A 26,673-nucleotide genomic window follows, 5' to 3' on the forward strand; every position below is an offset into this window, starting at 1 on the left:
GGCCGTGCGCGAGGGCGCCGCGGTTGCCGTTGCGGCGTTCGACGTCGAGCTCCAGCTCACGCGCCACGGCCAGCGTCTGCGCGCCCTGCGCCTCGTTGATCTCGAAGCGGCCGATCTGGTCGAGCTGCAGGCCGGCCCGCTCCAGCAGCAGGCGGATGGCCGGCGCGGGGCCGATGCCCATGATCTCCGGCGGCACGCCCACGGCGGCGGCGCCCACCAGGCGCGCCAGCGGGGCACGGCCCAGTGACTTGGCGTAGGCGCCCGAGGCCACCACCGAGGCCGCCGCAGCATCCACCAGTGCGGAGCTGTTGCCGCCGGTCTGCACGCCGCCTTCGAACACCGGGCCCAGCTTGGCCAGCACCTCCGGCGGGGACAGGCGCGGGTGCGTGTCGCGGTCCACGAGGGCCACCTTGCCCGGCAGGCGGATGCCGCGCGCCTTGTAGCCGGCCAGCTCGAACTTCTCGCTCACCACCGGGGCGATCTCGCCGGCGAGGAAGCCGCTTTCCTGCGCGGCCACGGCGCGCGCGAAGGAGCGAGAGGCGAACTCATCCACCTGCTGGCGGGTGATGCCGTATTTCTTCGCCAGGTTCTCGGCCGTCTGGATCATGTTGATGCCGGCGGCGGGGTCCTTCAGCGCCTCCCACATGTAGTCCTTGAAGCCGACCGGCGCGCCCAGCTTGAAGCCGTTGCGGTGGTCGAAGGCCGCGATGGGATTGCGCGTCATGCTCTCGGTGCCCACCACCAGCGCCACGTCGCACAGGCCGCCCTGCACGTGCTCGCCGGCCTGGCGGAACAGCTCGAAGCCGGTGCCGCAGATGCGCTGCGCCATGATGGCCGGCACCTCCACTGGCACACCGGCATACAGGCCGATGTGGCGCGGCAGGAAGAACTGGTCGAAGTCGCCAGGCGCCATGTTGCCGGTGACGACCGAGCCGACGTGGCCGGCCGGCACGCCCGCGCGCTCCAGCACGGCCCGCGCCGCCTTGATGCCCAGGTCGGTGGGCGAGATGGCGCCGAGCGCGCCGCAGTAGTCGACCATCGGCGTGCGCACGCCGTCGAGCAGCCAGACGTCGTCGAAGGCGTTGAAGAAGCCGCGGGAACGGGTCATGTCAGGCCTTGGGCAGCAGGATGGTGTGCAGCGTGCCCTCATGCAGGGCCGCCACGGTGTCGGCGCGGTGCGTGAGCACGGCGCGCTGGTTGATCGAGCCCTTGTCGGTGATTTCGCCCTTGTCGATGGTGGGCGGCTCGGCCAGCAGGCACATGCGCGCGATGCGGTTGGCGGAGCCGGTGGCGCCGGCGGCGAGCTCGTCCACGATGGACTGGAACTTCGCGAGCACCGGCGCGCTGTTCAGCACGTCGGCCAGCGGCGTGTCCGCCGGCAGCCCGGCCAGCGCACGCACGGCGGGCGTGGGGAACACCATGGCGCCCACTTCCTTCAGGTTCAGGCCGGTGAGCACCACGTCCTGGATGTAGGGCGCGCCGGCGGCGATGATCTTCGCGCGCAGCGGGCCCACGCTGACGAAGGTGCCGGTGGCGAGCTTGAAGTCCTCCGCGATGCGGCCGTCGAACTTGAGGCCCTGGTGGATGTCGGTCTCGTCGATCCACTTCACCGCGTCGCCGGTGCAGAAGTAGCCTTCCTCGTCGAAGGCTTCCGCCGTCTCCTTCGGGGCGCGCCAGTAGCCGGGCGTGACGTTCGGGCCCTTGTAGCGGACCTCGGTCTTGCCGTCGACATCCACCAGCTTGAGCTCCATGCCCGGCGTGGGCACGCCCAGGTCGCCGGCGCGCACGTTGGGGCTGGTGACGAAGATGGCGAACGGGCTGGATTCCGTCATGCCGAGGCCGGTGGCCATGACGATGCGTTCACCGATCTCGCGCTCCTGGCTTTCGTACAGGCTGTCCCAGATGGGCTGCGCCAGCGCGGCGCCCGCATAGAAGAACATGCGCACGCGCGACAGCAGGTTGCGGCGCAGCGCGTCGTCGGTCTTCATGGCGTGCGCGATGGCCTCGAAGCCGGTGGGCACGTTGAAGTACACCGTGGGCGCGATCTCGCGCAGGTTGCGCAGCGTCTCATGCATCAGCGCCGGCGTGGGCTTGCCGTCGTCGATGTACAGCGTGCCGCCGTGGAACACCGTCATGCCGAAGTTGTGGTTGCCGCCGAAGGTGTGGTTCCAGGGCAGCCAGTCCACCAGCACCAGGGGCGGCTCGGCCAGCACGGGCATGGACTGCGTCATCTGCCGCTGGTTGGCGCACCACATGCGGTTGGTGTTGATCACCGCCTTGGGCAGCTTGGTGGAGCCGCTGGTGAACAGGAACTTGACGATGGTGTCGGGGCCGGTGGCGGCCATCGCGGCATCCACGGCCTCCGTGGGGGTCGTGGCGAGCAGCGCTTCGAACGAGGTGGTGGTGCGGCCGGGCAGTGTGCCCTCGGCCAGCACGACCTCGATGTCCGCGCCCACGGCGGCGGTGATGGCCTTGCCATAGCGCGCGGCGTCGGCGGCGAACACCAGGCCGGGCGTGACGGTGGCGAGCACGTGCTTGAGCTTGGAGTAGTCGGTGCTGACCAGCGAGTACGGCGGCGAGGCCGGCGTGAACGGCACGCCGGCGACCAGGCAGCCCAGCGCCAGCAGCGCGTGCTCCAGTCCGTTCTCGGACAGGATGGCCACCGGCCGCTCGGCCGACAGGCCGCGGCTGATGAGCGCCTGCGCGATGGCGCGGGCCGACTGCCACGCCTCCGCATAGGTGACGTGCCGCCAGTCGCCCAGCGTGCCGTCGGCGTTCTTCACGCGGCGCGCCATGAACGTGCGGTCCGGTGCGGTGCGCGCCCAGTGCTGCAGGCGGTCGGCCATGCGCTCCGGGTAGTCAGCCAGATCCTGCTCGGCGCGCAGGTAGTGCACGCCGCGCGGGCCGTCACGCAGTTGCACGCGCGTCACGCCGAAGGTGAGCGGCCGGAAGCGGGGGGCGGTCATCGTCTTTGTCTCCACGGATCTGCTGGATGGGCCGGGCGCGGCGGCGCTCAGCTCTTCTTCACCTTGTCGGCGCGGCCTTCCAGGAAGGCGCGCACGCGCTCCTTGGCCTCGGGCGCGCTCTGGGCGATGGCGGCCATCATGGCCTCCGTCAGGAAGCCCTGGTCCGCCGGCTGCTCGGCGATACGCGGCAGCGCGTGCATCAGCGCGTAGTTGGTCAGCGGCGCATTGGAGGCCACACGCACGGCGATCTCCAGCGCCTTGTCGAAGGCGGTGCCGGCCGGTACCAGGTACTGGGCAAAGCCCAGACGCTCGCCGTCGACGGCGTTGTAGACGCGGCCGGTGAGCATCATGTCGGTCATGCGGGCCACGCCGATCAGCCGGGGGATGCGCACTGCGCCGCCGCCGCCGACGAAGATGCCGCGCGAGCCTTCGGGCAGCGCGTAGAACGTGGTGTCATCGGCCACGCGGATGTGGCAGCTCGAAGCCAGTTCCAGGCCGCCGCCGACCACCGCGCCATGCAGCGCGGCGATCACCGGCACCGGGCCGTACTGCACACGCTCCAGCGCGTCATGCCACATGCGCGAGTGATGCAGGCCCTGGCCGGCGTCGCGCTCCTTCAGCTCGGACAGGTCGAGGCCGGCGCAGAAGTGCTCGCCCGTGCCGTCGATCACCGCGGCGCGCGCGGTGGGCGCCAGGTTGTCGAACGCGTCGCGGATCGCGATGATCAGCCCGTCGTTGAGGGCATTGCGCTTGGCGCCGCGGTTCAGCCGCAGCACGGCCACCTGGTTCTGGTCGCCGTGGTATTGCACGATGAGATCGGTTGTGCTCATGGTTTGTCCTTCGCTTGCGGCCGCATTATCGTTATGATCAATAACTAAAACAACGGCTCGTCCGCCGAATCCACCTAGGGTTTCCCCGGGGGTGTGCAGAAGCGGCGACGAACGGCACCATGCCACTGAAGGTTCAGCCATGAAACATTCCGACCTGATCGCGATCGACATCCACACCCACGCCGAGGTGAGCTGCTGGAACCCCTTCGACAACTATGGCGAGGAGTACGACCGCGCGGCGGACAAGTACTTCCGCTCCAGCCGCCGGCCCACCATCGCCGAGACGATTGCCTACTACCGCGAGCGCAAGATCGGGCTGGTGATGTTCACCGTGGACAGCGAGTCGAAGCTCGGCCGCCGGCGCATCCCGAACGAGGAGATCGCGCAGGCCGCGCGCGACAACAGCGACATGATGATGGCCTTCGCCAGCATCGACCCGCACAAGGGCAAGATGGGCGCGCGCGAGGCGGAGCGGCTCATCCAGGAAGAGGGCGTGAAGGGCTTCAAGTTCCACCCCACGGTGCAGGGCTACCACCCCTACGACAAGATGGCCTGGCCGATCTACGAGGTGATCAACGCGCACAAGCTGCCAGCGATCTTCCATACCGGGCACAGCGGCATCGGCAGCGGCATGCGCTGCGGCGGCGGGCTGCGGCTGGAGTACAGCAACCCCATGCACCTGGACGACGTGGCGATCGACTTCCCTGACATGCAGATCGTGATGGCGCACCCCAGCTTTCCCTGGCAGGACGAGGCGCTGTCGGTGGCCACGCACAAGCCCAACGTCTGGATCGACCTGTCGGGCTGGAGCCCGAAGTACTTCCCGAAGCAGCTGGTGCAGTACGCCAACACGCTGCTGAAGGACCGCGTGCTGTTCGGCAGCGACTACCCGCTGATCACGCCCGAGCGCTGGATGAAGGATTTCGAGGAGGCCGGCTTCAAGCCCGAGGTGATGCCCGGCATCCTGAAGGGCAACGCGGTGCGGCTGCTGGGCCTGGCCTAGCAGGATGATCACGCCGGGGCCGCCTTTCTTCGCCAGCCTCGCCGATATCGAGGCGCTGGAGCGCACGCCCTATGCGCAGGCGATCCCGGCGCGGTCGCCGTACGGGCTGATCCGGCGCGCGGCCGCGCAGCATGCTGATCGCGATGCCTTCGTGTACCTGCCAGAAGGCGATATCGCCACGCAGCCGGTGCGGGTGAGCTACGCGCACCTGCTTGATCGCATCCATCGCGCCGCCAACCTGTTCCGCAGCCTGGGCGTGGGGCCGGATGACGCGGTGGCCATCCTGGCGCCCAACATCCCCGCCACGCAGTACGCGCTGTGGGGCGCGCAGCTGGCGGGGCGCGCCTGCCCCATCAACTTCATGCTGCAGCCGGATCACATCGGCGCGTTGCTCGACGCAGCCGGCGTGAAGGTGGTGGTCGCGCTGGGGTCGAACGCCGAACTGGACATCGAAGGACCGCTGAGGCGCGTGCCTGGCCTGGAAAACCGGCGCGTGCTGCGCATCGACGCCAACGTGACCCCGGCAGCCGATTCCTTTGATGCGCTGCTCGATGCTCAGCCCGCCGATCTGCACTTCGACCCGGTGCTGGCGCCGGATCAGATTGCCGCGCTGTTCCACACCGGCGGCACCACAGGCGCGCCCAAGCTCGTGCAGCACACGCAGGGCAACGAGGCGCACACGGCCTGGTTCGCTCACCGGTTCTATGGCTTCGACGAACGCACGGTGGAAGTCAACGGCTTCCCGCTTTTCCACGTGGCCGGCGCGTTCGTGTATGGGCTCTCGCTGCTGGCCATCGGCGCCGCGCAGGTGCTGCCCACGGTCAGCGGCTTGCGCAACGCGGCGTTCATGCGCCAGTACTGGCGCTGGTGCGAGCGCGAAGGGGTGACGGCCCTGGCCTGCGTGCCCACGGTGCTGGCCGGCCTGTGCAACCTGCCAGTGGACGCCGACATTTCCCGTGTGCACGTGGCCTACACCGGCGGCTCGCCCCTGCCCAGCGAACTGGCAGCGCGATTCGAGTCGACGCTGGGCATCCCGGTGCGCAACATCCTGGGCATGACGGAGTGCGCGGGCCTGGTCACCATCGAGCCCTTTCAGGCGCCGCGCGTGCCTGGCTCCGCGGGCCTGCGGTTGCCGTACACGGAGGTCCGTGTCGTGCGCTGGGACGGCCAGGTGCGGCTGGACGAGCCCTGCACGCCCGGCGAGACGGGCGTGATCGTGCTGCGCGGGCCGCACGTGAGCCCGGGCTATACCGACGCCGCGCGCAACGCCGGCATGTTCGAGCAGGGCTGGCTCATTTCGGGTGACCTCGGTCACATCGACTCGCAGGGCGGCGTGCACGTGACCGGCCGCGCCAAGGACGTGATCATCCGCGGCTCGCACAACATCGACCCGGGGCTGGTGGAAGAGGCCTTCCTCGCGCATCCGGCCGTGGCGCTGTGCGCGGTGGTGGGCGAGCCGGACGCGCACGCGGGTGAGGTGCCCGCGGCCTTCGTCACACTCAAGCCGGGTTGCGCGGCGACCGGCGATCAGATCCTGGCCGAGGTGGCGCCGCACGTGTACGAGCGCCCCGCGGTGCCGCGGCGCGTGGTGGTGCTGGAGGCCATGCCCGTCACCGCGATCGGCAAGTTCTACAAGCCCGCGTTGCGCACGCGCGCCATCCAGACCGGCCTGCACGAGCGGCTGGCGAGCGTGGTGCCCGGTGTCGCACTCGACGTGCACGTGCGCGAGCGAGGTGGCGGCCATGAGGCCGAGGTGACGCTGCCCCTGCCACCAGACGCTACGCTGGAGGCGCGGCTGCACGCGGCCCTGGGCGCGATCGCAGTGCCGCTGGCCGTGCGCTTCAGCGGCTGAGCGGCCGCCTCACCAACCACCCTCGGCCAGCCACGCCTCCACATCGCCCAGCCGGTCGAAGCCCCAGAACGGCTCCCCATCGACGATGACGGTGGGCGAGCCGAACACGCCTTGCGCGATGGAGGCGGCCACGGCCTCGCGCAGCAGCGTGGCCGCTTCCTCGCTCGCGGCCGCGGCCGCAATGGCGGCACCGTCCAGGCCCTCGGGCCAGTTCAGGGTGGTGAGCGAGGCCGGCCCGCTGAGGTCACGGCCTTCGGCCCAGTAGGCCTCGTAGATCGTGTGTGCTGCGGCCCCCTGCAGGGCCGGCTGGTGGTGCTTGATCCACTGGAAGGCGCGCGCCATGGCCAGCGGGTGGCTGCCGCCGCCCTCCAGACTGCGGCCGAGCGTGAGCCCCATGCGCCGTGCGTGACGCGGAATGTCGCGCCGCAGGTAGTCGCCCTTCAGCGGCGTCTGCATCAGCGGCTTGAGGCCCATCACCTTCAGCACCGACACGCCGAGCAGCATGGCGTGCCACTCCACCGTGCGGCCGTGCCGCTGGGCAATCGCGTCGATGCGGCGGCTGGCGAAGTAGCCGTAGGGAGAGATGAAGTCGAAGTGGAACTGCAGCGGGGCGGGCATGGGGCGGAGCATACGCGGGTAGGCCCGACTCTTGCATTGCTGTCAACGGACGCGTCAGCCGGACGTTGAAGGCACAGGGGCCTGCGGTTTACACCTACGGAACCACAGGTGTCTTGTTTTTATCTACCGTTCACCTACAGTCAAGCCGGCTGATGGCCCCATGAAGGAGATGAGCATGGACGTCGTTCGCAATTTCCTGGCGCGGTACGAGAAGACGCGTGAGGAAGAGATGTCGCTCGAGGACTACCTCGATCTCTGCCGGCGTGACCGCCTGGCCTACGCGACCGCGGCGGAGCGCATGCTCGCCGCCATCGGCGAGCCCGAGATGGTGGACACGCGCCACGACCAGCGCCTCTCCCGCATCTTCGGCAACAAGGTCATCCGCGTGTACCCGGCCTTCCGCGACTTCTATGGCCTGGAAGAGCCGATCGAACAGGTCGTCTCGTGCTTCCGCTACGCGGCGCAGGGCCTCGAAGAGAAGAAACAGATCCTCTACCTGCTGGGCCCGGTGGGCGGTGGCAAGTCTTCGATCGCCGAGCGGCTGAAGCAGTTGATGGAGCAGGTGCCTTTCTACGCGCTGAAGGGCTCGCCCGTCAACGAGTCACCCCTGGGCCTGTTCAACAACGACGAAGACGGCCCCCTGCTGGAGCAGCAGTACGGCATTGCGCGCCGCTACACGCAGCGCATCATGTCGCCCTGGGCCGTGAAGCGCCTGGAGGAGTTCGGCGGCGACATCCGCAAGTTCAAGGTCGTCAAGCGCTACCCCTCGATCCTGCGCCAGTGCGGCATTGCCAAGACGGAGCCGGGCGACGAGAACAACCAGGACATCAGCTCCCTGGTGGGCAAGGTGGACATCCGCAAGCTGGAGAGCTACGCGCAGGATGACCCCGATGCCTACAGCTACTCTGGCGGCCTGTGTCTGGCCAATCAGGGCCTGCTGGAATTCGTGGAGATGTTCAAGGCGCCCATCAAGGTGCTGCACCCGCTGCTGACGGCCACGCAAGAGGGCAACTTCAAGGGCACCGAGGGCTTCGGCGCGATCCCGTTCGACGGCATCGTCATGGCCCACAGCAACGAGAGCGAGTGGAAGGCTTTCAAGAACAACAAGAACAACGAAGCCTTCCTTGACCGCATCTACGTGGTGAAGGTGCCGTACTGCCTGCGCGTCACCGAGGAAGTGAAGATCTACGAGAAGCTGCTGCAGAACTCCTCGCTGAAGGATGCGGTGTGCGCCCCCGGCACGCTGAAGATGATGGCGCAGTTCTCGGTGCTGACGCGCTTGAAGGAGCCCGAGAACTCGTCGCTCTTCTCCAAGATGCTGGTGTACGACGGCGAGAACCTGAAGGACACCGACCCCAAGGCCAAGAGCTACCAGGAATACCGCGACTACGCGGGCGTGGACGAGGGCATGACGGGCATCTCCACCCGCTTTGCCTTCAAGATCCTCTCCAAGGTGTTCAACTTCGACACCAACGAGGTCGCGGCCAACCCTGTGCACCTGATGTACGTGCTGGAGCAGCAGATCGAGCGCGAGCAGTTCCCGCCCGAGACCGAGCAGAAGTACCTCTCGTACATCAAGGAGCACCTCGCCGCCCGCTATGCGGAGTTCATCGGCAAGGAGATCCAGACCGCCTACCTGGAAAGCTACTCCGAGTACGGGCAGAACATCTTCGACCGCTACGTCACCTACGCCGACTTCTGGATCCAGGATCAGGAATACCGCGACACCGACACGGGCGAGATCTTCGACCGCGGCGCGCTGAACGCCGAGCTGGAGAAGATCGAGAAACCGGCTGGCCTGTCCAACCCCAAGGACTTCCGCAACGAGATCGTGAACTTCGTGTTGCGGGCGCGGGCCAACAACGCCGGCAAGAACCCGGTGTGGACGAGCTACGAGAAGCTGCGCACGGTGATCGAGCGCAAGATGTTCTCCAACACCGAGGAGCTGCTGCCGGTGATCAGCTTCAACGCCAAGGCCTCCGCCGACGAGCAGAAGAAGCACGAGGACTTCGTCCACCGCATGGAAGAGAAGGGCTACACGCGCCGGCAGGTGCGCCTGCTGTGCGAGTGGTACCTGCGCGTGCGCAAAAGCTCTTGAGGGCCCGCGACCGGGCTGCCCATGTCAAGCACTGACCGGACCCAGCTGCACCAGGTCATCGACCGTCGCCTGGCGGGCAAGAACAAGTCCATCGGCAATCGGGAGCGCTTCCTGCGGCGCTACCGCGACCAGATCAAGGAGGCGGTGCGCAAGGCGGTGGGTGACCGCGGCATCCGCGACATCGAGCAGGGCGCTGACATCTCCCTGCCGAGGCGCGACGTGTCGGAGCCGACCTTCCATCACGCGCCCGGGGGTACGCGCGAGATGGTGCACCCCGGCAACCAGGAATATGTGCGCGGCGATCGCATTCCCCGGCCCCAGGGCGGTGGCGCAGGTGGCGGACGCGGCAATGCCTCGCCCGACGGCGAGGGCGAAGACGACTTCACCTTCCGCATCTCGCGGGAGGAGTTCATGAACTACTTCTTCGATGACCTCGCGCTGCCCCGGCTCATCCGCACGCAGCTGCTGGCCGACGTGCCCGAATGGAAGCTGCGCCGCGCCGGTTACGTGAGCGAGGGCAACCCGACCAGCCTGCACGTGGTGCGGTCCATGCGCGTGGGCCTGGCCCGGCGCATCGCGATGGGCGGCGAGCCTCGGCGTGAGCTGCGCCAGGCCGAGGAAGCCCTGGCCCGCCTGCAGGAGGCGGGCGCTGCCCCCGATGAGATCGCGAGGGCCGAGGCGGAGGTGGCCGCCCTGCGCGAGCGCCTGAAGCGCGTGCCCTTCCTTGATCCGTTCGACCTGCGCTTCCGCAACCGCGTGCGCGAGCCCATGCCCAGCAGCAAGGCGGTGATGTTCTGCCTGATGGATGTCTCCGGCTCCATGGACGAGGCCCGAAAGGACCTCGCCAAGCGCTTCTTCATCCTGCTGTACCTCTTTCTCACCCGTCACTACGAGAAGACCGAAGTGGTCTTCATCCGCCACCACACCCAGGCCGCCGAGGTGACGGAAGACGAGTTCTTCCACGCCACGGAGAGCGGGGGAACGGTCGTCTCATCCGCCCTCGCGCTCATGAACGACATCGTCCGCGCGCGCTACATGGGCAGCGAGTGGAACATCTACGGCGCCCAGGCCTCCGATGGGGACAACTGGCAGCAAGACAGCTCCAAGTGCCGTGAGCTGCTGGAGAACCGCATCCTGCCGCTGGTGCGCTACTACGCCTACGTGCAGGTGGCCGACGAAGACCAGAACCTGTGGGAGGAATACACGCGCGTGAAAGAGGCGAACCCGCACTTCGCGATGCAGAAGATCTGCACGCCCGCGCAGATCTTCCCCGTGTTCCGCGACCTGTTCAAGAAGAGCCCGGCCGCGGCCTGAGCCCCATGAACATCCTCGAACTCCCCGGCGAAGCGGGCCTGATGCCCAGCGACACGCGGCGCCTGCCCAGCCCCTCCGACTGGACGTTCGAGCTCATCGAGCTGTACTTCGACGAGATCCGCAAGACGGCGGAGCGGTTCGGGCTCGACACCTACCCCACCCAGCTGGAGGTGATCTCCGCCGAGCAGATGCTGGATGCCTATGCCTCGGTGGGCATGCCGGTGAACTACCGGCACTGGTCCTTCGGCAAGCACTTCATCGCCAACGAAAAGACGTACCGCCGCGGCCACATGGGCCTGGCCTACGAGATCGTCATCAACTCCGACCCCTGCATCGCCTACCTGATGGAGGAGAACACGATGCCGATGCAGGCGCTGGTGATGGCGCATGCCTGCTTCGGGCACAACTCGTTCTTCAAGGGCAACTACCTGTTCCGCATGTGGACGGACGCCAGTTCCATCATCGACTACCTGGTGTACGCCCGCAACTACATCGCCGAATGCGAGGAGCGCCAGGGCCTGGAGGCGGTGGAGTCGGTGCTGGACGCCTGCCATGCGCTCATGAACTACGGCGTGGACCGCTATCGCCGGCCGCAGAAGATCAGCATGGTGGAGGAGGAACAGCGCCGCAAGGAGCGCGAGGCCTACCTCCAGCAGCAGGTGAACGACCTGTGGCGCACGCTGCCGGTGCGCGCCGGCAAGCAGGCCCGCAAGGAGGCACGGCGCTTCCCGGAGGAGCCGCAGGAAAACATCCTGTACTTCGTGGAGAAGAACGCGCCCCTGCTGGAACCATGGCAACGAGAGATCGTGCGCATCGTGCGCAAGGTGGCGCAGTACTTCTACCCGCAGCGGCAGACGCAGGTGATGAACGAGGGCTGGGCCACCTTCTGGCACTACACGTTGCTGAACACCCTGTACGACGAAGGCCGGCTGGCCGACGGCTTCATGATGGAGATCCTGGCGTCGCACACCAACGTGGTGCACCAGCTGCCCGTGACGCACCCGGCCTACAGCGGCATCAACCCGTATGCGCTGGGGTTCGCGATGTACTCCGACATCCGCCGCATCTGCGAGCAGCCCACGCCGGAAGACCGCGAGTGGTTCCCCGAGATCGCGGGCTCCGACTGGCGGCGCACGCTGGACTACGCCATGCGCAACTTCAAGGACGAGAGCTTCATCGGCCAGTTCCTCTCACCCAAGCTGATGCGGGAGCTGCGCCTGTTCTCCATCCTCGATGAAGCCTCACGGCCCGAGCTGGAAGTCTCGGCCATCCATGATGCCACCGGCTACCGCCGCCTGCGCGAGGCCCTGGCCCGCCAGCACGACCTGGGCTGGCGCGAGCCCAACATCCAGGTGTGGAACGTCAACGCCCGCGGCGACCGGTCCCTCACCCTGCGCCACACCCGTCACAACGACCGCCCGCTGGACGCCGGCGCTGAAGAGGTGGTGAAGCACCTGGCCCGCCTGTGGGGCTTCCGCGTGCGGCTGGAGAGCGTGGACGCGCATGAGCGGGTGATGCAGCACTGGGAAGTGACGCCGCCGGCGCAGGGGCATTGAGGGGCGGGGTAGGCAGCCCCTGTTCCTGTCTTCGAGACACCGGCGCCAGTCACGTATCAGGTCACGCCCTGCGCGATCATCGCCTCGGCCACCTTCACGAAGCCGGCGATGTTGGCGCCGTCCACGTAGCTCACCGTGCCGTTGTCGCGCTCGCCGTGGCGCACGCAGGCGGCGTGGATGCCGCGCATGATGGTCAGCAGGCGGGCGTCCACCTCCTCGCGCGGCCACGACAGGCGCATGGCGTTCTGGCTCATCTCCAGGCCGGAGGTGGCCACGCCGCCCGCGTTGCTGGCCTTGCCCGGCGCGAACAGCACGCCGGCCTGCTCGAACACGTGCACTGCGCCCAGGGTGGAGGGCATGTTCGCGCCTTCAGCCACGCACTTCACGCCGTTGGCCACCAGCGTGCGCGCGTCCGCCTCGTCCAGCTCGTTCTGCGTGGCGCAGGGCAGGGCCACGTCCACCGGCACCTGCCAGGGCCGCACGCCCGGCAGGAAGCGGCTGCGGGTGCGTTCGGCGTACTCGCTGACGCGGCCGTACCGATGGTTCTTCACCTCCATCAGCTCGGCCAGCTTCTCCGGCGTGAAGCCGTCTTCGTCGACCACGGTGCCGCTGGAGTCGGACACGGTGACCACGCGGGCGCCCAGGGCCAGGGCCTTCTCCACGGCGTACTGCGCCACGTTGCCGGAGCCGGAGACGCTGACGCGCAGGCCCTCCAGCGACCGGCCGGCGCGCTGAAGCATCTCCTGGGCGAAGTAGACCGTGCCGTAGCCGGTGGCCTCGGGCCGGATGAGCGAGCCGCCGAAGGCCATGCCCTTGCCGGTGAACACGCAGTCGGCGCGGTTGGACAGCTTCTTCATCATGCCGGCCATGTAGCCGACCTCGCGGCCGCCCACGCCGATGTCGCCCGCCGGCACGTCGGTGTCGGCACCCACATGACGGAACAGCTCGGTCATGAAGGCCTGGCAGAAGCGCATCACCTCCCCCGGGCTGCGGCCCTTGGGGTCGAAGTCCGAGCCGCCCTTGCCGCCGCCCATGGGCAGGGTCGTCAGCGCGTTCTTGAAGGTCTGCTCGAAGGCCAGGAACTTGAGGATCGAGAGGTTCACCGAGGGGTGGAAGCGCAGGCCGCCCTTGTAGGGGCCGATCGCCAGGCTGTGCTGGATGCGGTAGCCGCGGTTGACCTGCACCTCGCCGTGGTCGTCGACCCAGGAGACGCGGAACTGGATCACCCGCTCGGGCTCGATCAGGCGGTCCAGCAGGCCTTGTTCGGCATAGCGCGGATGCCGCGCGATGAAGGGCCAGAGGCTGTCCATGACCTCGGTTACGGCTTGCAGGTATTCGGGCTGTCCGGGGTTGCGCTCGGCGACGTGGGCCATGAAGGCCGAAAGGTCCTTGTACTTCATGTGGGGTGGGGGTCGGGTGGGGCGGGGAAAGCGAGCATTTTCTCGCACCGTAGAGGCGCATTCGAAAGCACTACGACCCGTTGAGGTGCACCTAATGCCAACCATGGTGCATCCAGTGCGCAAAATGGTGCGATCGCCGTTGGCGCAGGCTGTGCCCTCCTGCGGTCCCAGTGGCGGCCGCCTCCGATGTAGCATGGGCCTCTCCACACACCCGGGGGCGGCTCATGCAACTGCAGACGCAAGTTCGGCCTGAGGCCGCCGGCCTGGTCGCGGACCGGGTCCGCCGACCGATCAGCCTGAAGATCTTCGGCATCACGCTGGTGCTGCTGGTGATGATGGGCCTGATCTCGTACAGCGCCACGGTGAGCATGCATCGGGTCAACCAGCAGCTGGTGCTGCTGTCCGACCACTACATTCCGCTGGACCAGCTGGAAGGCCAGGTCCGCGTGCACAACCTGCAGCAGATCCTGGCGTTCGAGCGGATCGTGGCCGAGGGGCCGGGGACTGCCAGCTTCGACGACGTGAGCCGCCTGGTGCGCCAGCATGTGTCCACGCCCGATGCGTGCGGCCCCGACGAGCAGACGGCGCTGGCGGCGCGCCTGCGCGAGACCTACACCGACCGCGCGAGCCGCCGGATGGCCAGCTATGAGCGGCAGCGCCTGTGCGGCGACCTGAAGGTCGGCCAGGCCCAGGCGCTCGTGGACCGCGCCCTGGCGCTGCCCTTCGTGGCGCAGGATGCCGCCCAGGTGCAGAAGCTGACGCGCCTGCAGGTGGAGCTGGGCCGCGTGCCGCAGACGCGCGAGAGCCTGCACGGGCTGATGCGGCGCTACCTGGCCGACATGCGGCAGGCCGGCGGCCGCCGAGGGCTGGAGTCTCTCCAGGAAGCGCTGGATGCGCAGCGGCGGGTCTTCAACCGCGAGTCGCGCAGCATCGGCCGGCTCCTCGAGGCAGACACGCGGGAGGCCGCGGCCACCGCCCACCGGCTGGAGCGGCGTGCGTTCTGGTTCAACTGGGGGGTCACCGCCCTGGCCGTGCTGCTGGGCCTTGCCTGCGCGCTGCTGCTCACGCGCAACCTGGTGCGGCCCGTGCGCCAGCTCGTGCAGGGCGCGAAGGCCATCGAGGAGGGCAACCTCGACGTGCGGCTGGAGGTGATCTCCGCGGACGAACTCGCTCTGCTCACCCGGTCCTTCAACCACATGGCCAGCGGCCTGAAGGAAAAGGAGGTCATCAAGGAGACCTTCGGAAAGTACGTGGACCCGCGCATCGTGAGCGGCCTGATCGGCGAGTCGGCGCCCTCGCTGCAGGCGGCCAAGCGGCCGATGACGGTGCAGTTCTCCGACATCGAGGGCTTCACTTCGCTGTGCGAGCAGCTCACGCCAGACCGGGTGGTGAACCTGCTCAATGAGTACCTGTCGGCCATGTCGCAACCGATCCGCGAAAGCCACGGCATCATCGACAAGTACGTGGGCGACGCCATCATGGCGTTCTGGGGCCCGCCGTTCGTGCCGGCGGACCGCCATGCGTCGCTGGCCTGCCTGGCCGCGCTGGATCAGCTCGATCGCCTGCAGGCGTTCCGTGAGCGCATCCCCGATCTGGTGGGCCTGCGCCGCGGGGTCCCGGCCTTCAATGTGCGCATCGGCATCAGCACGGGCGAGGTGACGGTGGGCAACATCGGCTCGGAGTCGGCCCGCAACTACACCGTGATCGGCGACTCCGCCAACCTGGCTTCGCGGCTGGAGTCGGCCAACAAGCACTTCGGCACGCGCATCATCATCAGCGAAGAGACCTTTCTCATGGCGCAGGCAGATGTGGAGGCCCGTGAACTGGATGCGATTCGCGTGGTCGGTCGGCAGGCGCCGGTGCGCGTGTACGAACTGCTGGCGCGGCACGGACAGCTGGACGCCGCGCGCGCCGAGCTGCGGGATCGCTACGCCCAAGGCCTGCGGGCCTGGCGCGCACAGGCCTGGTCCGATGCGCGCGCGGCCTTCCAGGCGTGCGTGGCCTGCTGCCCCGGCGACGGGCCCAGCGCCTTGTTCCTGCGCCGCCTGGAGCAGATGCAGGCCCTGCCGGCAGGCGCCGCCTGGGATGGCGTCTGGACGCTCGGCGAGAAGTAGTCCGGCAAGCCGGGGCCGGCGGAATGTCGTGCTGCCGACGCACAATGCATGGGATCCCACGACACCGAGAGGAGACCCCCCATGTTCACCCCCACCCTCATGCAAGGCCAGCGCATCCTGGTCACCGGCGGCGGCACCGGCCTGGGCCGCGCCATGGCGGAGCAGTTCCTGGGGCTGGGCGCTGACGTTGCCATCTGCGGGCGGCGCAAGCAGGTCTGTGACGAGACGGCCGAAGCCTGGCGCGCGCAGTTCCCAGGCCGGCGCATCGATACCTTCGGCGTCGACATCCGCGTGGCCGCGGCGGTGGAGGAGATGGTGGAGGCGATCTGGCAGACCGGTGGCCTCACCGGGCTGGTGAACAACGCGGCGGGCAACTTCATCTCGCCGACCGAGGCACTGTCGCCGCGCGCCTTCGACGCCATCGCCAACATCGTCTTTCATGGCACCTTCTACGTCACGCAGGGCGTGGGCCGCCGCTGGGTGGCCGAGGCGAAGGCGGGCCGCTGGCAGGCCGGGCAGCCGTATCGCAGCGTGATGAGCATCATCACCACCTGGGTGGACAACGGCAGCCCCTACGTGGTTCCCTCGGCGATGAGCAAGGCGGGCATCGACGTGATGACCAAGTCGCTGGCGGTGGAGTGGGCGAAGTTCGGTGTGCGGCTCAACGCAGTGGGCCCGGGCGAGATTCCGACCGAGGGCATGAGCAAGCGCCTGAATCCCGGTGAGGAGCCGGGCGCGCGCAGCAAGGCGCACAACCCCATGGCGCGCACCGGCTCCATGGCGGAGCTGCAGCATCTGGCGGCCTTCCTCATGGCGCCGGGCCAGTGCGACTGGCTCACCGGCCAGAGCATCATGATGGATGGGGGCAATGCGCTGGCCACCGGCGGCAACTTCTACGAGCTGCGCAGCTGGAGCGACGGCGACTGGCTGGCCGCGCGCGAGCGCATCGAGTCGCAGAACGCGAAGGATCGCGCGCAGCGCGGCTGACCGCGCCACCGCTCACGGCTGCCGCGCCGCGATCTCCACGCCGAAGAAGAACGACCGGCCCGGCGCCGTCTCGAAGAAGCGGCTGTTGGCTTCATTGACGATCACCGATCCGGCGTACCGCCGGTGGGTGAGGTTGTCGATGCGGGCGAAGGGCCGCACGCGCCACGCGCCCACGTCGCGCTGCATGCGCCAGCCGAGGTGGGCCACGGTGTAGCCGCCTGCGCTGTCGGTGCCGGTGTCGTTCACCGGCAGCGCGGATCGATGCTGCAGTTCCAGCGTGAAGGTGCTGGCCGGGGTAGCCTCCCAAGCGAGCAGGGCACTCGCCTGTCGGCGGGCGATGCCAGGCATGGCGCGGCCTGCGGCCACCGGCAGCGTGGGCGTGGTGCACGGCGCCGCCGCGCAGGTGAGGAAGCCATCGCGGAAGTGGGCGTCCATCACCGTCAGCGCCGCGCTGGCGTGCAGGGCGCCCCAGCGGGCCTCACCGCCCAGCTCCAGCCCGCGCCGCAGCGTGCGCCCGACGTTCTGGAAGGTGCTGCGGCCGCCGCTGTTGGTGAGCACCGCGATCTCGTCACGGGTGCGCGTCTCGAAGACAGTCGCGGTCCACGCGGCCTGGCCGTGCCGTCCTCTCAGGCCAGCCTCCCAGCTGGTGGATCGGGCTGGCCGCAGGGCTGAATGGAAGCCGCCGCCCGCGGGCGCGTAGGCGATCTCGTTGAGTGTCGGCGTCTCCAGGCCGCGGCCCAGGCTGGCAAAGACCTGCACGGCAGGGCCCAGCCGCCAGCGCAGGCCCAGCACCGGCAGCCACGCGGCGTGCGTCACCGAGCCGCTGTCGTCGCCGTTGCCGGGGGCCACATAGCGGTCTTCGGAAGCCAGACTCACGCGGGCCCTGCGCACGCCAGCCGACAGCGTCCACGCGGCGCTGTCCCACTCGGCCTGCAGATAGGGGTCGAGTGTCGCCGCCCGCTGCGTCTCGTCGCGGCGCACGCTGCCGCGCACGCCCAGCGTGTTGCCGATGAAGTTCTCGTGGCCGCGCCGCTGCTCGGTCTGCCGGTCGTGTGACAGGCCGAGGGTGGTGACGAGCCGGCCCGTCGGCAGCGCCTGCTCCGCGCGCCAGCGCGCGTTCAGGCCGTGGGAGCGGCGCGCGAGGTCGATCACGCCGCCGGCTGAGCCCGCGGGCGCCTGCGCGGCGGGCGTGATCGCCTGGAACTGCAGCACGTCACGCTGCGCCACGTAGCCCATCAGCTCCAGGCGATGCCCCGGCGACAGGCCGCGTGATGCGGCCAGGCCCAGCTGCGTCTGCCGCACCGTCTTGCGCGTGTCGAAGGTCGTGGCCGGCGCGGCGGTCTGGTCCGGGTCGGCGTCGAATTGCGCCCGGGTCAGGCCCAGCGGGTCATCGGCCGCGGAATCGAGGTGACTGGCCACCAGCACCCAGCGGTCGTCGCCCTGGCCGCGCGAGAGGCGCAGGTGGGCCGTGTCGCGCCGGGCCGCGGACTGCGGGCGCGGGCCCTGGGTGCCGAAGCCCGACACGTCCAGCAGGTAGCCCGTGTCGCCCCAGCGGCCGGTGCCCTGGGCCGAGGTGCGCCACAGGCCGTCCGCGCCTGCGGCCAGGCCCGCGCGCCATTCGGCGGGCATGCGCGCCGGGTCGACCGTGTAGAGCGCCACCACGCCGCCGGCAGAGGCGCCGTACAGCGCGGAAAAGGGACCGCGGATCACTTCCACGCGGTCAGCCGCGCCCAGCGGGAACCCGGCTGTCTGGCCCTGGCCGTCGGGCGCGCTGGCCGGGATGCCATCCACGTACAGCCGCACGCCGCGCACGCCGAAGGTGGCGCGCGCGCCGAAGCCGCGGATGGCGAGCTGCAGGTCCTGCGCATGGTTCTGCCGGTTGCCCAGCGCCAGGCCGGGCACGCGGGCCAGCGCCTCCGACAGGTTCACCTGCAACTGGCCGGCGCGCAGGGCCCCGCCGTCGATGACCTCGATCGAGGCGGGGGATGTCCAGGGGCGCGTGTCGGTGGGCGAGCCCGTCACCACGACCGGCTGCAGCGCCGTCTCGGGCTGGGCGTGGCCTGCGCACGCGAGCAGGGCGGCGACAGCCGCCAGCGCCCGTCGCGCGGGCCGGCCCGGCCGCGTGACAGCGCGGGTGGGCATCAGCCGGCCGTGTGCGGGCGCAGCTCCAGCGCCTCCACCGCGCGCGCGGTCTGCAGGCTGCTGTGCACGCGCAGGTGGCGGGCCAGGGACTCGGCGACCGGGCGCGAGGCGGTGATGCGCCACCCCGCCGCGCGGCCGGTGTCGCGCAGGGCGTCGAGCGCATCGAGTGTTTCGCCGGGCACCAGCGACTGCGTGCGCTCGCCGTGCAGGGCATCGTGCACGGTCAGCAGCGCCAGGGGGCCGCTGTGCAGCGTGAGCCGCACGCCCCGTTCGCGCGGAGCGGCCTTCAGCACCGCGAACGCCGCGCGCAGCATGCGCTCCTCGGGTTGCAGGGTGGCCGTGGCATCCTGGCCTTCGAACACGCCCAGCAGCTCGGTGCCGAACGGCAGCACCGCGGTGGCGCCGAACAGGTAAAGCGTGTCGCGTGCCTTCTGCTGCGCCTCGCGCGTCAGTGCCACCGTGGCCGCGGGATCCGCGGCCTCCGCGGTCAGGCCGACGGCATCGACCAGCAGCAGCAGCGCATCCGGGATCACCACGCTGTCGGGTGTGTCGGTGTCCTGGGTCCAGCGGGCGCCGACCTCACGCACGAGTTGCGCCTCGTACTTGCGTGCCAGGGCCTCCTTCTGCTCCTCCAGCACGTCGCTGACCATCTCCCCCATGGAGTTCATGAAGGCCTGCTGCTGCTTGCGCCGCCGGTCCAGCAGGGCATCGATGGCCTCGCACAGTTCCGCGGGCCGGTAAGGCTTGGTGAGATAGTCGTCGGCGCCGGCCGTCATGCCCTGGCGCATGTGCTTGCGGTCGGACATGGCCGTGAGCAGCAGCACGGGCACGTTGGCCAGGGCGGGGTCGGCGCGCACCGCCTCGACCACCTCGTAGCCGGTCATGCCGGGCATCATGACGTCGGAGACGATCACGTCCGGCGGGCTGGCGCGTGCCGCCTCCAGGCCCTGGGGGCCGTCGGCGGCCTCGCGCACCTCGTGGCCGGCGTGGCGCAGGGCGAAGCCCGCCATCACCCGTTGCGACGGGTCGTCCTCGATCAGCAGCACGTTCGCCATGCCCCGATGCTAGCGCGCCGGGGCATGGCATGGGGTGACGATGATCAGTCGCCCCAGACTTCGCGCGCGGTCTCGATCACCAGGGCCAGCTTGCGGCGCTGGTCTTCCACCGCGATGTTGTTGCCGTGCACGGTGCTGGAGAAGCCGCATTGCGGCGACAGGGCCAGTTGCTCCAGCGGTGCGTACTGGGCCGCCTCGGCGATGCGGCGCTTGAGGTCGTCCTTGCTCTCCAGCTGGCCGAACTTGGTGGTCACCAGGCCCAGCACGACGGTCTTGCCCGGCTTCAGGAAGCGCAGCGGGCGGAAGTCTCCCGAGCGGTCGTCGTCGTATTCCAGGAAGAAGGCGTCCAGGTTCATCTCCGACAGCAGGGCCTCGGCGACGGGCTCGTAGTTGCCGGCGGCGGCATGGGTGCTCTTGAAGTTGCCGCGGCACAGGTGCATGGCCAGCAGCATGCCGGCCGGCTTGCGCGCCACCACCTTGTTGATGAAGCCGGCGTAGCGGTGCGGCAGCTCGTTGGGGTCATCGCCGCGCTGGCGGGCCGCCTCACGCATCTTCTCGTCGCACAGGTAGGCCAGGTTGGTGTCGTCCATCTGCACGTAGCGGCAGCCGGCGTCGTACAGCGACTGCAGCTCGTCCCCATAGGCCTTGGCCACGTCGTCGTAGAAGTCCGGGTCGAGCTCGGGGTAGGCCACCTTGCTGATGCCGGCGCGGCCGCCGCGGAAGTGCAGCATGGTGGGGCTGGGGATGGTCACCTTGGGCGTCATGCCCGGGGCGATCTGGCTCTTGAGGTACTCGAAGTCGGCCAGCTGGATGTTCTTCGCGTGGCGCACCTTGTCGATCACGCGGATCACCGGCGGCGCCAGCTCCTCGGTGCCGTCGGCCTTCTTCACCGTGACCGGAATGTCGGTCTTCACGCCGCCCAGCTGCTCCAGGAAGTCGATGTGGAAGTAGGTGCGGCGGAACTCGCCGTCGGTGATGCTCTTCAGGCCCACGTCCTGCTGGAACTGCACGATCTCGGTGATGGCCTTGTCCTCCACCACGCGCAGCTGCTCGGGCGTGATCTCGCCGCGGGCCTTCTGCTCGCGGGCTTCCAGCAGGTACTTCGGGCGCAGGAAGCTGCCGACGTGGTCGTAGCGGGCGGGGAGTTGCATCATGTCTCGGGTCTCCATGGGGTTGTCAAAGGTCCAGCACCAGCAGGGGTGTCTTCGCGCGCGAGCAGCAGGGCGTGAACTGGTCGTTCTTCGCCTTCTCCTCGTCGGTGAAATACAGGTCGCGATGATCGCACTCGCCCTCCAGCACGCGGGTGATGCAGGTGCCGCACACGCCCTGCTCGCAGGAGGTGAGGATCTCCACGCCGTTGCGCGCCAGGGCCTGGGTCACGCTCTCGTTGGCGGGCACGTCGATCACCTTGCCGCTGCTGGCGATGCGCACCTGGAAGGCGCGGTCGGCCTGGGTGTCCGCGGGCGCGGCGGTGAAGTACTCCAGGTGGATCTGCGCCGGCGGCCAGCCCATGCCCTGCGTGACCTGCAGCACATGCTGGATGTAGCCGGCCGGCCCGCACAGGTAGAGGTGCGTGTCCGCATCGGGCGGGCCCACGTCGGCCGGCACGTTGAGCATCTGGCCGGGCGGGCCGTCGTCATGGTGGAAGCGCACCCGGTCCGCGAAGGGCGAGCGGAGGATCTCCTCGCGGAACGCCGTGCGCTCGACCGATCGCGTGCTGTAGTGCAGGGTGAAGTCCGCGCCGATGGTGGCCAGGCGCTGCGCCATGCACAGCAGCGGCGTCACGCCGATGCCGCCCGCCATGAGCAGCGTGCGCTTCGCGTGCACCAGCGGGAAGTGGTTGCGCGGCTCGCTCACCAGCAGCGTGTCGCCCTCGCGCACATGGTCGTGCATGCCGGCGGAGCCGCCACGCGACTTGGGCTCGCGCAGCACTGCGATGCGGTAGCGGTGCTGCTCGGCAGCGTCGTTGCACAGCGAGTACTGGCGCATGGGACCACCGGGCACCTGCACGTCGATGTGGCTGCCGGCACTGAAGGCGGGCAGCGGGCCGCCGTCGGGGCGGCCCAGCTCGAATCCGGCGATGTCCTGGGCTTCCTGCGTCCGGCGCAGCACTTGCACGGCGATCATGGTCATCAGGCGAGGGCGGGTTGTTGCTGGCTGAAGGCGGCGGGCGACTGCTCCTGCGCGAGCAGGCGGTCGATGATGCGGCGCGCCTGCACGCCGCCGGCGTCGATGTTGAGCATGAGCAGCTTGCGCTCAGGATAGCGCAGCAGGTTGGCCTGCTGCTGCTCCAGCACCGCGGTGTCCTCGGCGAACACCTTGCCCTGGCCCTCGCGGATCTGCGCGGTGAGGTTGGTGTCGCGCGGATTGAAGTTGCGCGCCATGCCCCAGAAGTACCACATGGTCGTGTCGGTCTCGGGCGTGATGAAGTCGACCACGATGCTGTAGACCTTGTCCTTGGGGTCGGCATGGTAGCCGCCCTTGCCGGCCAGGGCCACGCCGACCTCGATCATCACGTGGCTGGGCGGCACGAAGTGGCACACCTGCCAGCGGTCCACCGGCTGGTCGTCCGGCAGGTGGTTGCCGCGCAGGTTGGCGCGCCAGAAGGGCGGGGCCATCACGTTGTCCATGAAGCGGCTGGTGATCACGTGCTCGCCTTCGGTCTTCGTGGTCACCGGTGTCTCGTCGATCTCCTTCTGGCCGATGCTGGTGGCGTGCACGTAGGTCTCGTGCGTGAGGTCCATCAAGTTGTCGATCATCAGGCGGTAGTCGCACTTCACGTGGTACAGGCCGCCGGCATACGCCCAGTCGGGGTTCCCGGCCCACTCGAGGTGATGAATCCTGGCGGGGTCGGCCTGCGTCGCGTCACCTGGCCAGACCCAGATGAAACCGTAGCGCTCGACCACCGGGTAGGCGCGGATCTTCGGGAAGCCGCCCACGCGCTGGCCGGGCATGGAGACGGTCTTCCCGTCGCAGCCCATCACCAGGCCGTGGTAGCCGCAGACCAGCTTGCCCTCGCACACCTGGCCCAGCGAGAGCGGGGCCCCGCGGTGCGGGCAGAAGTCTTCCAGGGCCGCCACCGCGCCGTCCTGGCCGCGGTAGAAGACGATCTTCTCGTTGCAGATCGTGCGGCCCAGGGGGCGGGCATCGATCTCGTCAGGGGTACAGGCAACGTACCAGGCATTCTTGGGGAACATGGGGCGGCTCCGGTGGGCTGGGGGTGGGCGGATTATCCCGTTCCCGCGCTTCGTATGTATACATCGACTCCTGATCCAACAGATATCGAAGATTTGAATGAGCTAAAAAGAATGCTTTGCTGTGGCTGATTCTGGATTTTATGTATACACTGAGCCATGCCTCGACCCGCCCGACCTGCTGAACCCGAAGCCGCCGGCTCACAGGCCGTCCGCGCCCAGCTGCGCCTGCGCGAGCTGGTGCTGGCCGGCGAGCTGCCACCCGGTGAGCGCATCGCCGAGCTCGCGCTGGTGGAGCGCCTGGGCATGTCGCGCACGCCGATCCGCGCGGCGCTGCTGCGGCTGGAGCAGGAGGGTCTGCTGAGCGCGCTGCCCGGTGGCGGGTACGCCGTGCGCCTGTTTTCCGAGCGCGACGTGGCCGACGCCATCGAGCTGCGCGGCACGCTGGAGGGCCTGGCCGGCCGCCTGGCGGCGGAGCGCGGCGCGCCCCCGGCCTTGCTGGACGAAGCCGCGCGCTGCATCGCCGCCATCGACGCGCTGCTGGCGGCGCCGGCACTGGATGACGAGGCCTTCCTGCGCTACGTGGGGCACAACCAGCGCTTCCACCAGCTGCTGGGCGAGATGGCGGGCAGCGACCTGGTGGCGCGCGAACTCGAGCGCGTGAGCGGCCTGCCTTTCGCCGGGCCTTCGGCCTTCGTCGTCTTCCAGGCCAACTCGCCGCAGGCGCGCGACATGCTCATCGTGGCGCAGGACCAGCACCGCCAGGCGCTGGAGGCCATCGCCGCGCGCGAGGGCGCCCGGGCCGAGGCGATCCTGCGCGAGCACTCGCGCCTGGCGCGCCGCAACCTGCGCGAGGCCGTGGCCAGCCAGGCGGGCCGCATGCCGGGTTTGCTATATCTCGCCCGCCCGTATGCCGAAAGACAATAACTGTTAGTCCTGCGCGGGCATCCCGGCCGCGGCCCGCGCGTCTCACAATCCGGCTTCGCCGCCCGCACGCGGCATGCCGTCCTGCGGCGTTCGACCATCCACCCACCGGAGACAGCGATGAACAAACGATCCCTCCTGAAGACGGCCCTGGCGGCGGCGGCGCTGTGCGCCGGCGGCCAGGCCCTGGCCCAGACCGTCACCCTGCGCCTGCACCAGATGCTGCCGGCCCAGGCCACCATCCCGGCCAAGGCCATCGTGCCCTGGGCGCAGAAGGTCGAGAAGGAATCGAGCGGCCGCATCAAGGTGCAGATCTTCAACGCCATGCAGCTCGGTGGCACACCGCCGCAGCTGTTCGACCAGGCCAAGGACGGCGTGGTCGACATCACCTGGACGGTGCTGGGCTACACCCCGGGCCGCTTCAACAAGTCCGAAGTGTTCGAGCTGCCCTTCATGAGCGGCTCGGCCGAGAAGTCCTCGCGTGCCTTCCAGGAGTACGTGGAGAAGTTCGCCGCCGATGAATTCAAGGATGTGAAGCTGCTGGCCGTGCACACCCATGGCCCCGGCCTGTTCCACAGCAAGGAGCCCATCACCGGGCTGGAGGCGCTGCGCGGCATGAAGATCCGCGGCGGCTCGCGCATCATCAGCAACATGCTCACCAAGCTGGGCGCCACGCCGGTGGGCATGCCGGTTCCGGCCGTGACCGACGCGCTGTCCAAGGGCGTGATCCAGGGCACCACAATCCCCTGGGAGGTGACGCCCGCCCTGAAGGTGACCGAGCTGGTGAAGAACCACACCACTTTCGCCGGCACCGAGGGCCTGTACACGCAGACGTTCGCTTTCTCCATGAACAAGGCCGCCTACGAGAAGCTGCCGGCCGATCTGAAGAAGGTGATCGACGCCAACTCGGGCATCGAGACGGCGGCGCTGTTCGGCCGCGCGATGGACGAGGGTGACGTGGCCGGCCGCGCCATCGCCGAGAAGGCGGGCAACCGCATCGTGGCGCTGGATATCATCGAGACCCAGCGTTGGCGTCGCACGGCCAGCGCCGTGGAGACAGACTGGGTGGCCGAGATGAAGACCAAGGGCATCGACGGCGCCAAGCTGGCTTCCGAGGCGCGCGCGCTGATCGCGAAGTACTCGAAGTGATGACCGTGGCCGCCGCGCCCGACAGGGGTGCGCGGCCTGGTTCGTGCTTGCCACCGGCCGCCACGGCCACCGTGCCGCGGCGGCCGTGGTTCTTGTTGGAGTTGATTTGAAGCTGCTATCCCTTCTGGCGCGGGGCTGCGCCATCCTGGCCGGCGTGCTGCTGACCGTGATCACGTTCATCACCTGCGTGAGCGTGCTCGGCCGCAACACCATCGGCAAGACGCTGGTGGGCGACTACGAGCTCACCGCGGTCGCTGCCGGCGCCGCGGTGGCACTGTTCCTGCCCTGGTGCCAGATCAAGCGCGAGAACATCATCGTCGACTTCTTCACCGCCCGCATGGCGCCGGCCACGAACGCCGTGCTGGACCGCTTCGGCGCGCTGCTGCTGGCGGTGGTGCTGGTGCTGCTGGCGTGGCGCACGGGCGTGGGGGCGATCGCCGCCTTCCGCTCCAACTCCGGCACCATGATGCTCGGCTTTCCGGAGTGGATCACCTACGCGCTGATGGTGCCACCGATGGTGCTGACGGCCGTGATCGCGCTCGCCCAGGCCTTCGGGCCGGCGGCTGAAGGGGAGCAGGCATGAGCCCGGTTCTTCTCGCCATGGCGATCTTCGCCGCCATGCTGGTGCTGATGGCGCTGCGCGTGCCCATCGCGATCTCGATGTTCGTCGCGGGCGCCGGCGGCTACCTGTACCAGGTGGGGCTGCCCCCCTTCCTGGCCAACCTGAACGGACTGGCCTACGCCCGCTTCGCGAGCTACGACCTGTCGGTGATTCCGCTGTTCATCCTGATGGGCAACTTCGCCACCCAGGGCGGCATCTCCAAGGCGCTGTTCCATTTCGCGGCCATCGTCATGTCGCACTTCCGCGGCGGCCTGGCCATGGCGGCGGTGATGGCCAGCGCGGCCTTCGGCGCCATCTGCGGCTCCTCCATCGCGACCGCGGCGACCATCACCTCGGTGGCCCTGCCGGAACTGCGCCGGCACGGCTACTCGGGCCGGCTCGCCACCGGCACGCTCGCCTCCGGCGGCACGCTGGGCATCCTGATTCCGCCTTCGGTGCCGCTGGTCATCTACGCCATCCTCACCGAGCAGAACATCGCCAAGCTGTTCGCCGCCGCCACCATCCCGGGGCTGATCGCCATGCTGGGCTACATGATCGCGATTGCGATCTACGTGCGCGTCTTCCCCGGCCACGCGCCGGAGCATGACGACGACCGGCCCCAGCTCACCCTGAAGGCCTTCTGGCAGGTGGCACCCATCGGCATCATCTTCCTGATCGTCTTCGGCGGCATCTATGGCGGCCTGTTCACGCCCACCGAGGGCGCGGCGGTCGGCGCGGCCTGCACCTTCGTCGCGGCGCTGCTGCGCGGCGAGCTGACCTGGGACAAGATCAAGAACTGCTTCTACGCGACGGCCGCCGCCAGCGCGATGATCTTCATGATCTTCGCCGGCGCCGACATGATGAACACCG

21 protein-coding genes are annotated in these 26,673 nt (G+C 69.0%); 11 read left to right on the top strand and 10 right to left on the bottom strand.

The features are described from left to right. The 3 genes from ACE3T5_RS14200 to ACE3T5_RS14210 form a co-directional block, all read right to left on the bottom strand. Window positions 1-1,108, bottom strand: a 1,108-nt coding sequence (locus tag ACE3T5_RS14200; RefSeq protein ID WP_374668708.1) for an acetyl-CoA C-acyltransferase, incomplete at its 3' end; no start/stop codon positions are given. Between the two features lies 1 nt (window position 1,109). After that, entirely contained in the window at window positions 1,110-2,966 is a 1,857-nt protein-coding gene (locus ACE3T5_RS14205) for a feruloyl-CoA synthase (RefSeq protein WP_374668709.1), read from the bottom strand. A 47-nt stretch (window positions 2,967-3,013) separates the two neighbouring features. Further along, the gene (locus ACE3T5_RS14210) at window positions 3,014-3,796 is read right to left on the bottom strand and encodes a crotonase/enoyl-CoA hydratase family protein (protein ID WP_374668710.1); all 783 of its coding nucleotides are present in this window, start codon (window positions 3,794-3,796) and stop codon (window positions 3,014-3,016) included. A 139-nt stretch (window positions 3,797-3,935) separates the two neighbouring features. Here ACE3T5_RS14210 and ACE3T5_RS14215 point away from each other — a divergent pair, with 139 nt between their 5' ends. Together ACE3T5_RS14215 and ACE3T5_RS14220 are read left to right on the top strand one after the other, a co-directional pair. After that, a complete protein-coding gene (locus ACE3T5_RS14215) occupies window positions 3,936-4,799 on the top strand; it encodes an amidohydrolase family protein (protein WP_374668711.1) in 864 nt (287 codons plus the stop codon). A 4-nt stretch (window positions 4,800-4,803) separates the two neighbouring features. Next, entirely contained in the window at window positions 4,804-6,651 is a 1,848-nt protein-coding gene (locus ACE3T5_RS14220) for an AMP-binding protein (protein ID WP_374668712.1), read from the top strand. A gap of 9 nt (window positions 6,652-6,660) precedes the next feature. On the opposite strand, the gene ACE3T5_RS14225 is transcribed toward ACE3T5_RS14220, so the two are convergent. Continuing rightward, entirely contained in the window at window positions 6,661-7,269 is a 609-nt protein-coding gene (locus ACE3T5_RS14225; RefSeq protein WP_374668713.1) for a 2-hydroxychromene-2-carboxylate isomerase, read from the bottom strand. Window positions 7,270-7,444: 175 nt separating this feature from the next. Between ACE3T5_RS14225 and ACE3T5_RS14230 the strand changes: the two genes are divergently transcribed. From ACE3T5_RS14230 to ACE3T5_RS14240, 3 genes are read left to right on the top strand one after another with little or no spacing between them, the layout of a single operon-like run. Further along, window positions 7,445-9,367: a PrkA family serine protein kinase gene (locus tag ACE3T5_RS14230; protein WP_374668714.1), complete on the top strand. Its 1,923-nt coding sequence runs from the start codon at window positions 7,445-7,447 to the stop codon at window positions 9,365-9,367. A gap of 21 nt (window positions 9,368-9,388) precedes the next feature. Further along, the gene (locus tag ACE3T5_RS14235) at window positions 9,389-10,681 is read left to right on the top strand and encodes a YeaH/YhbH family protein (protein ID WP_374668715.1); all 1,293 of its coding nucleotides are present in this window, start codon (window positions 9,389-9,391) and stop codon (window positions 10,679-10,681) included. Window positions 10,682-10,686: 5 nt separating this feature from the next. Beyond that, window positions 10,687-12,237 (top strand): SpoVR family protein, encoded by a 1,551-nt coding sequence (locus ACE3T5_RS14240; RefSeq protein ID WP_374668716.1) that lies wholly within the window; start codon window positions 10,687-10,689, stop codon window positions 12,235-12,237. Window positions 12,238-12,293: 56 nt separating this feature from the next. Here ACE3T5_RS14240 and gdhA read toward each other — a convergent pair whose 3' ends face one another. Next, a complete protein-coding gene (gene gdhA, locus ACE3T5_RS14245; RefSeq protein ID WP_374668717.1) occupies window positions 12,294-13,637 on the bottom strand; it encodes an NADP-specific glutamate dehydrogenase in 1,344 nt (447 codons plus the stop codon). A gap of 224 nt (window positions 13,638-13,861) precedes the next feature. Here gdhA and ACE3T5_RS14250 point away from each other — a divergent pair, with 224 nt between their 5' ends. Together ACE3T5_RS14250 and ACE3T5_RS14255 are read left to right on the top strand one after the other, a co-directional pair. Further along, complete coding sequence (locus tag ACE3T5_RS14250; RefSeq protein WP_374668718.1) at window positions 13,862-15,751, top strand: adenylate/guanylate cyclase domain-containing protein; 1,890 nt, start codon at window positions 13,862-13,864, stop codon at window positions 15,749-15,751. Window positions 15,752-15,832: 81 nt separating this feature from the next. Beyond that, entirely contained in the window at window positions 15,833-16,738 is a 906-nt protein-coding gene (locus tag ACE3T5_RS14255) for an SDR family oxidoreductase (protein ID WP_374668719.1), read from the top strand. Between the two features lie 12 nt (window positions 16,739-16,750). On the opposite strand, the gene ACE3T5_RS14260 is transcribed toward ACE3T5_RS14255, so the two are convergent. From ACE3T5_RS14260 to ACE3T5_RS14280, 5 genes are read right to left on the bottom strand one after another with little or no spacing between them, the layout of a single operon-like run. Beyond that, on the bottom strand, window positions 16,751-18,880 hold the full coding sequence (locus tag ACE3T5_RS14260; RefSeq protein ID WP_374668720.1) for a TonB-dependent receptor family protein: 2,130 nt from the start codon (window positions 18,878-18,880) through the stop codon (window positions 16,751-16,753). Continuing rightward, window positions 18,880-19,935 (bottom strand): response regulator transcription factor, encoded by a 1,056-nt coding sequence (locus tag ACE3T5_RS14265; protein WP_374668721.1) that lies wholly within the window; start codon window positions 19,933-19,935, stop codon window positions 18,880-18,882. Before ACE3T5_RS14265 ends, ACE3T5_RS14260 begins: the two co-directional genes overlap by 1 nt. A 44-nt stretch (window positions 19,936-19,979) precedes the next feature. Beyond that, window positions 19,980-21,089, bottom strand: a complete 1,110-nt coding sequence (locus ACE3T5_RS14270; RefSeq protein ID WP_374668722.1) for a 5-methyltetrahydropteroyltriglutamate--homocysteine S-methyltransferase — start codon at window positions 21,087-21,089, stop codon at window positions 19,980-19,982. Between the two features lie 22 nt (window positions 21,090-21,111). Further along, window positions 21,112-22,068, bottom strand: coding sequence for a 2Fe-2S iron-sulfur cluster-binding protein (locus ACE3T5_RS14275; protein WP_374668723.1), 957 nt, complete (start codon window positions 22,066-22,068; stop codon window positions 21,112-21,114). Continuing rightward, a complete protein-coding gene (locus ACE3T5_RS14280; RefSeq protein WP_374668724.1) occupies window positions 22,068-23,132 on the bottom strand; it encodes a Rieske 2Fe-2S domain-containing protein in 1,065 nt (354 codons plus the stop codon). The genes ACE3T5_RS14275 and ACE3T5_RS14280 overlap by 1 nt, the downstream gene beginning before the upstream one ends. A 156-nt stretch (window positions 23,133-23,288) precedes the next feature. On the opposite strand from ACE3T5_RS14280, the gene ACE3T5_RS14285 reads away from it, so the two are divergent. The 4 genes from ACE3T5_RS14285 to ACE3T5_RS14300 form a co-directional block, all read left to right on the top strand. Continuing rightward, complete coding sequence (locus ACE3T5_RS14285; protein ID WP_374668725.1) at window positions 23,289-24,056, top strand: GntR family transcriptional regulator; 768 nt, start codon at window positions 23,289-23,291, stop codon at window positions 24,054-24,056. A 117-nt stretch (window positions 24,057-24,173) separates the two neighbouring features. Next, complete coding sequence (locus ACE3T5_RS14290; protein ID WP_374668726.1) at window positions 24,174-25,202, top strand: TRAP transporter substrate-binding protein; 1,029 nt, start codon at window positions 24,174-24,176, stop codon at window positions 25,200-25,202. A 106-nt stretch (window positions 25,203-25,308) separates the two neighbouring features. Next, window positions 25,309-25,785, top strand: coding sequence for a TRAP transporter small permease (locus tag ACE3T5_RS14295; RefSeq protein ID WP_374668727.1), 477 nt, complete (start codon window positions 25,309-25,311; stop codon window positions 25,783-25,785). Beyond that, window positions 25,782-26,673: TRAP transporter large permease (locus ACE3T5_RS14300; RefSeq protein ID WP_374668728.1), on the top strand; the 892-nt coding region annotated here is incomplete at its 3' end. The genes ACE3T5_RS14295 and ACE3T5_RS14300, both read left to right, overlap by 4 nt.

Origin of the sequence: Ramlibacter sp., assembly GCF_041916345.1 — a bacterium.
In the GTDB taxonomy this organism is placed as follows: domain Bacteria; phylum Pseudomonadota; class Gammaproteobacteria; order Burkholderiales; family Burkholderiaceae_C; genus Ramlibacter.

What these genes read in the sequence shown, in the direction of transcription:
- ACE3T5_RS14205 (WP_374668709.1), bottom strand. Translation starts at nt 2,966, where the DNA reads ATGACCGCCCCCCGCTTCCGGCCGCTCACCTTCGGCGTGACGCGCGTG.
- ACE3T5_RS14210 (WP_374668710.1), bottom strand. Translation starts at nt 3,796, where the DNA reads ATGAGCACAACCGATCTCATCGTGCAATACCACGGCGACCAGAACCAG.
- ACE3T5_RS14215 (WP_374668711.1), top strand. Translation starts at nt 3,936, where the DNA reads ATGAAACATTCCGACCTGATCGCGATCGACATCCACACCCACGCCGAG.
- ACE3T5_RS14220 (WP_374668712.1), top strand. Translation starts at nt 4,804, where the DNA reads ATGATCACGCCGGGGCCGCCTTTCTTCGCCAGCCTCGCCGATATCGAG.
- ACE3T5_RS14225 (WP_374668713.1), bottom strand. Translation starts at nt 7,269, where the DNA reads ATGCCCGCCCCGCTGCAGTTCCACTTCGACTTCATCTCTCCCTACGGC.
- ACE3T5_RS14230 (WP_374668714.1), top strand. Translation starts at nt 7,445, where the DNA reads ATGGACGTCGTTCGCAATTTCCTGGCGCGGTACGAGAAGACGCGTGAG.
- ACE3T5_RS14235 (WP_374668715.1), top strand. Translation starts at nt 9,389, where the DNA reads ATGTCAAGCACTGACCGGACCCAGCTGCACCAGGTCATCGACCGTCGC.
- ACE3T5_RS14240 (WP_374668716.1), top strand. Translation starts at nt 10,687, where the DNA reads ATGAACATCCTCGAACTCCCCGGCGAAGCGGGCCTGATGCCCAGCGAC.
- gdhA (WP_374668717.1), bottom strand. Translation starts at nt 13,637, where the DNA reads ATGAAGTACAAGGACCTTTCGGCCTTCATGGCCCACGTCGCCGAGCGC.
- ACE3T5_RS14250 (WP_374668718.1), top strand. Translation starts at nt 13,862, where the DNA reads ATGCAACTGCAGACGCAAGTTCGGCCTGAGGCCGCCGGCCTGGTCGCG.
- ACE3T5_RS14255 (WP_374668719.1), top strand. Translation starts at nt 15,833, where the DNA reads ATGTTCACCCCCACCCTCATGCAAGGCCAGCGCATCCTGGTCACCGGC.
- ACE3T5_RS14260 (WP_374668720.1), bottom strand. Translation starts at nt 18,880, where the DNA reads ATGCCCACCCGCGCTGTCACGCGGCCGGGCCGGCCCGCGCGACGGGCG.
- ACE3T5_RS14265 (WP_374668721.1), bottom strand. Translation starts at nt 19,935, where the DNA reads ATGGCGAACGTGCTGCTGATCGAGGACGACCCGTCGCAACGGGTGATG.
- ACE3T5_RS14270 (WP_374668722.1), bottom strand. Translation starts at nt 21,089, where the DNA reads ATGATGCAACTCCCCGCCCGCTACGACCACGTCGGCAGCTTCCTGCGC.
- ACE3T5_RS14275 (WP_374668723.1), bottom strand. Translation starts at nt 22,068, where the DNA reads ATGACCATGATCGCCGTGCAAGTGCTGCGCCGGACGCAGGAAGCCCAG.
- ACE3T5_RS14280 (WP_374668724.1), bottom strand. Translation starts at nt 23,132, where the DNA reads ATGTTCCCCAAGAATGCCTGGTACGTTGCCTGTACCCCTGACGAGATC.
- ACE3T5_RS14285 (WP_374668725.1), top strand. Translation starts at nt 23,289, where the DNA reads ATGCCTCGACCCGCCCGACCTGCTGAACCCGAAGCCGCCGGCTCACAG.
- ACE3T5_RS14290 (WP_374668726.1), top strand. Translation starts at nt 24,174, where the DNA reads ATGAACAAACGATCCCTCCTGAAGACGGCCCTGGCGGCGGCGGCGCTG.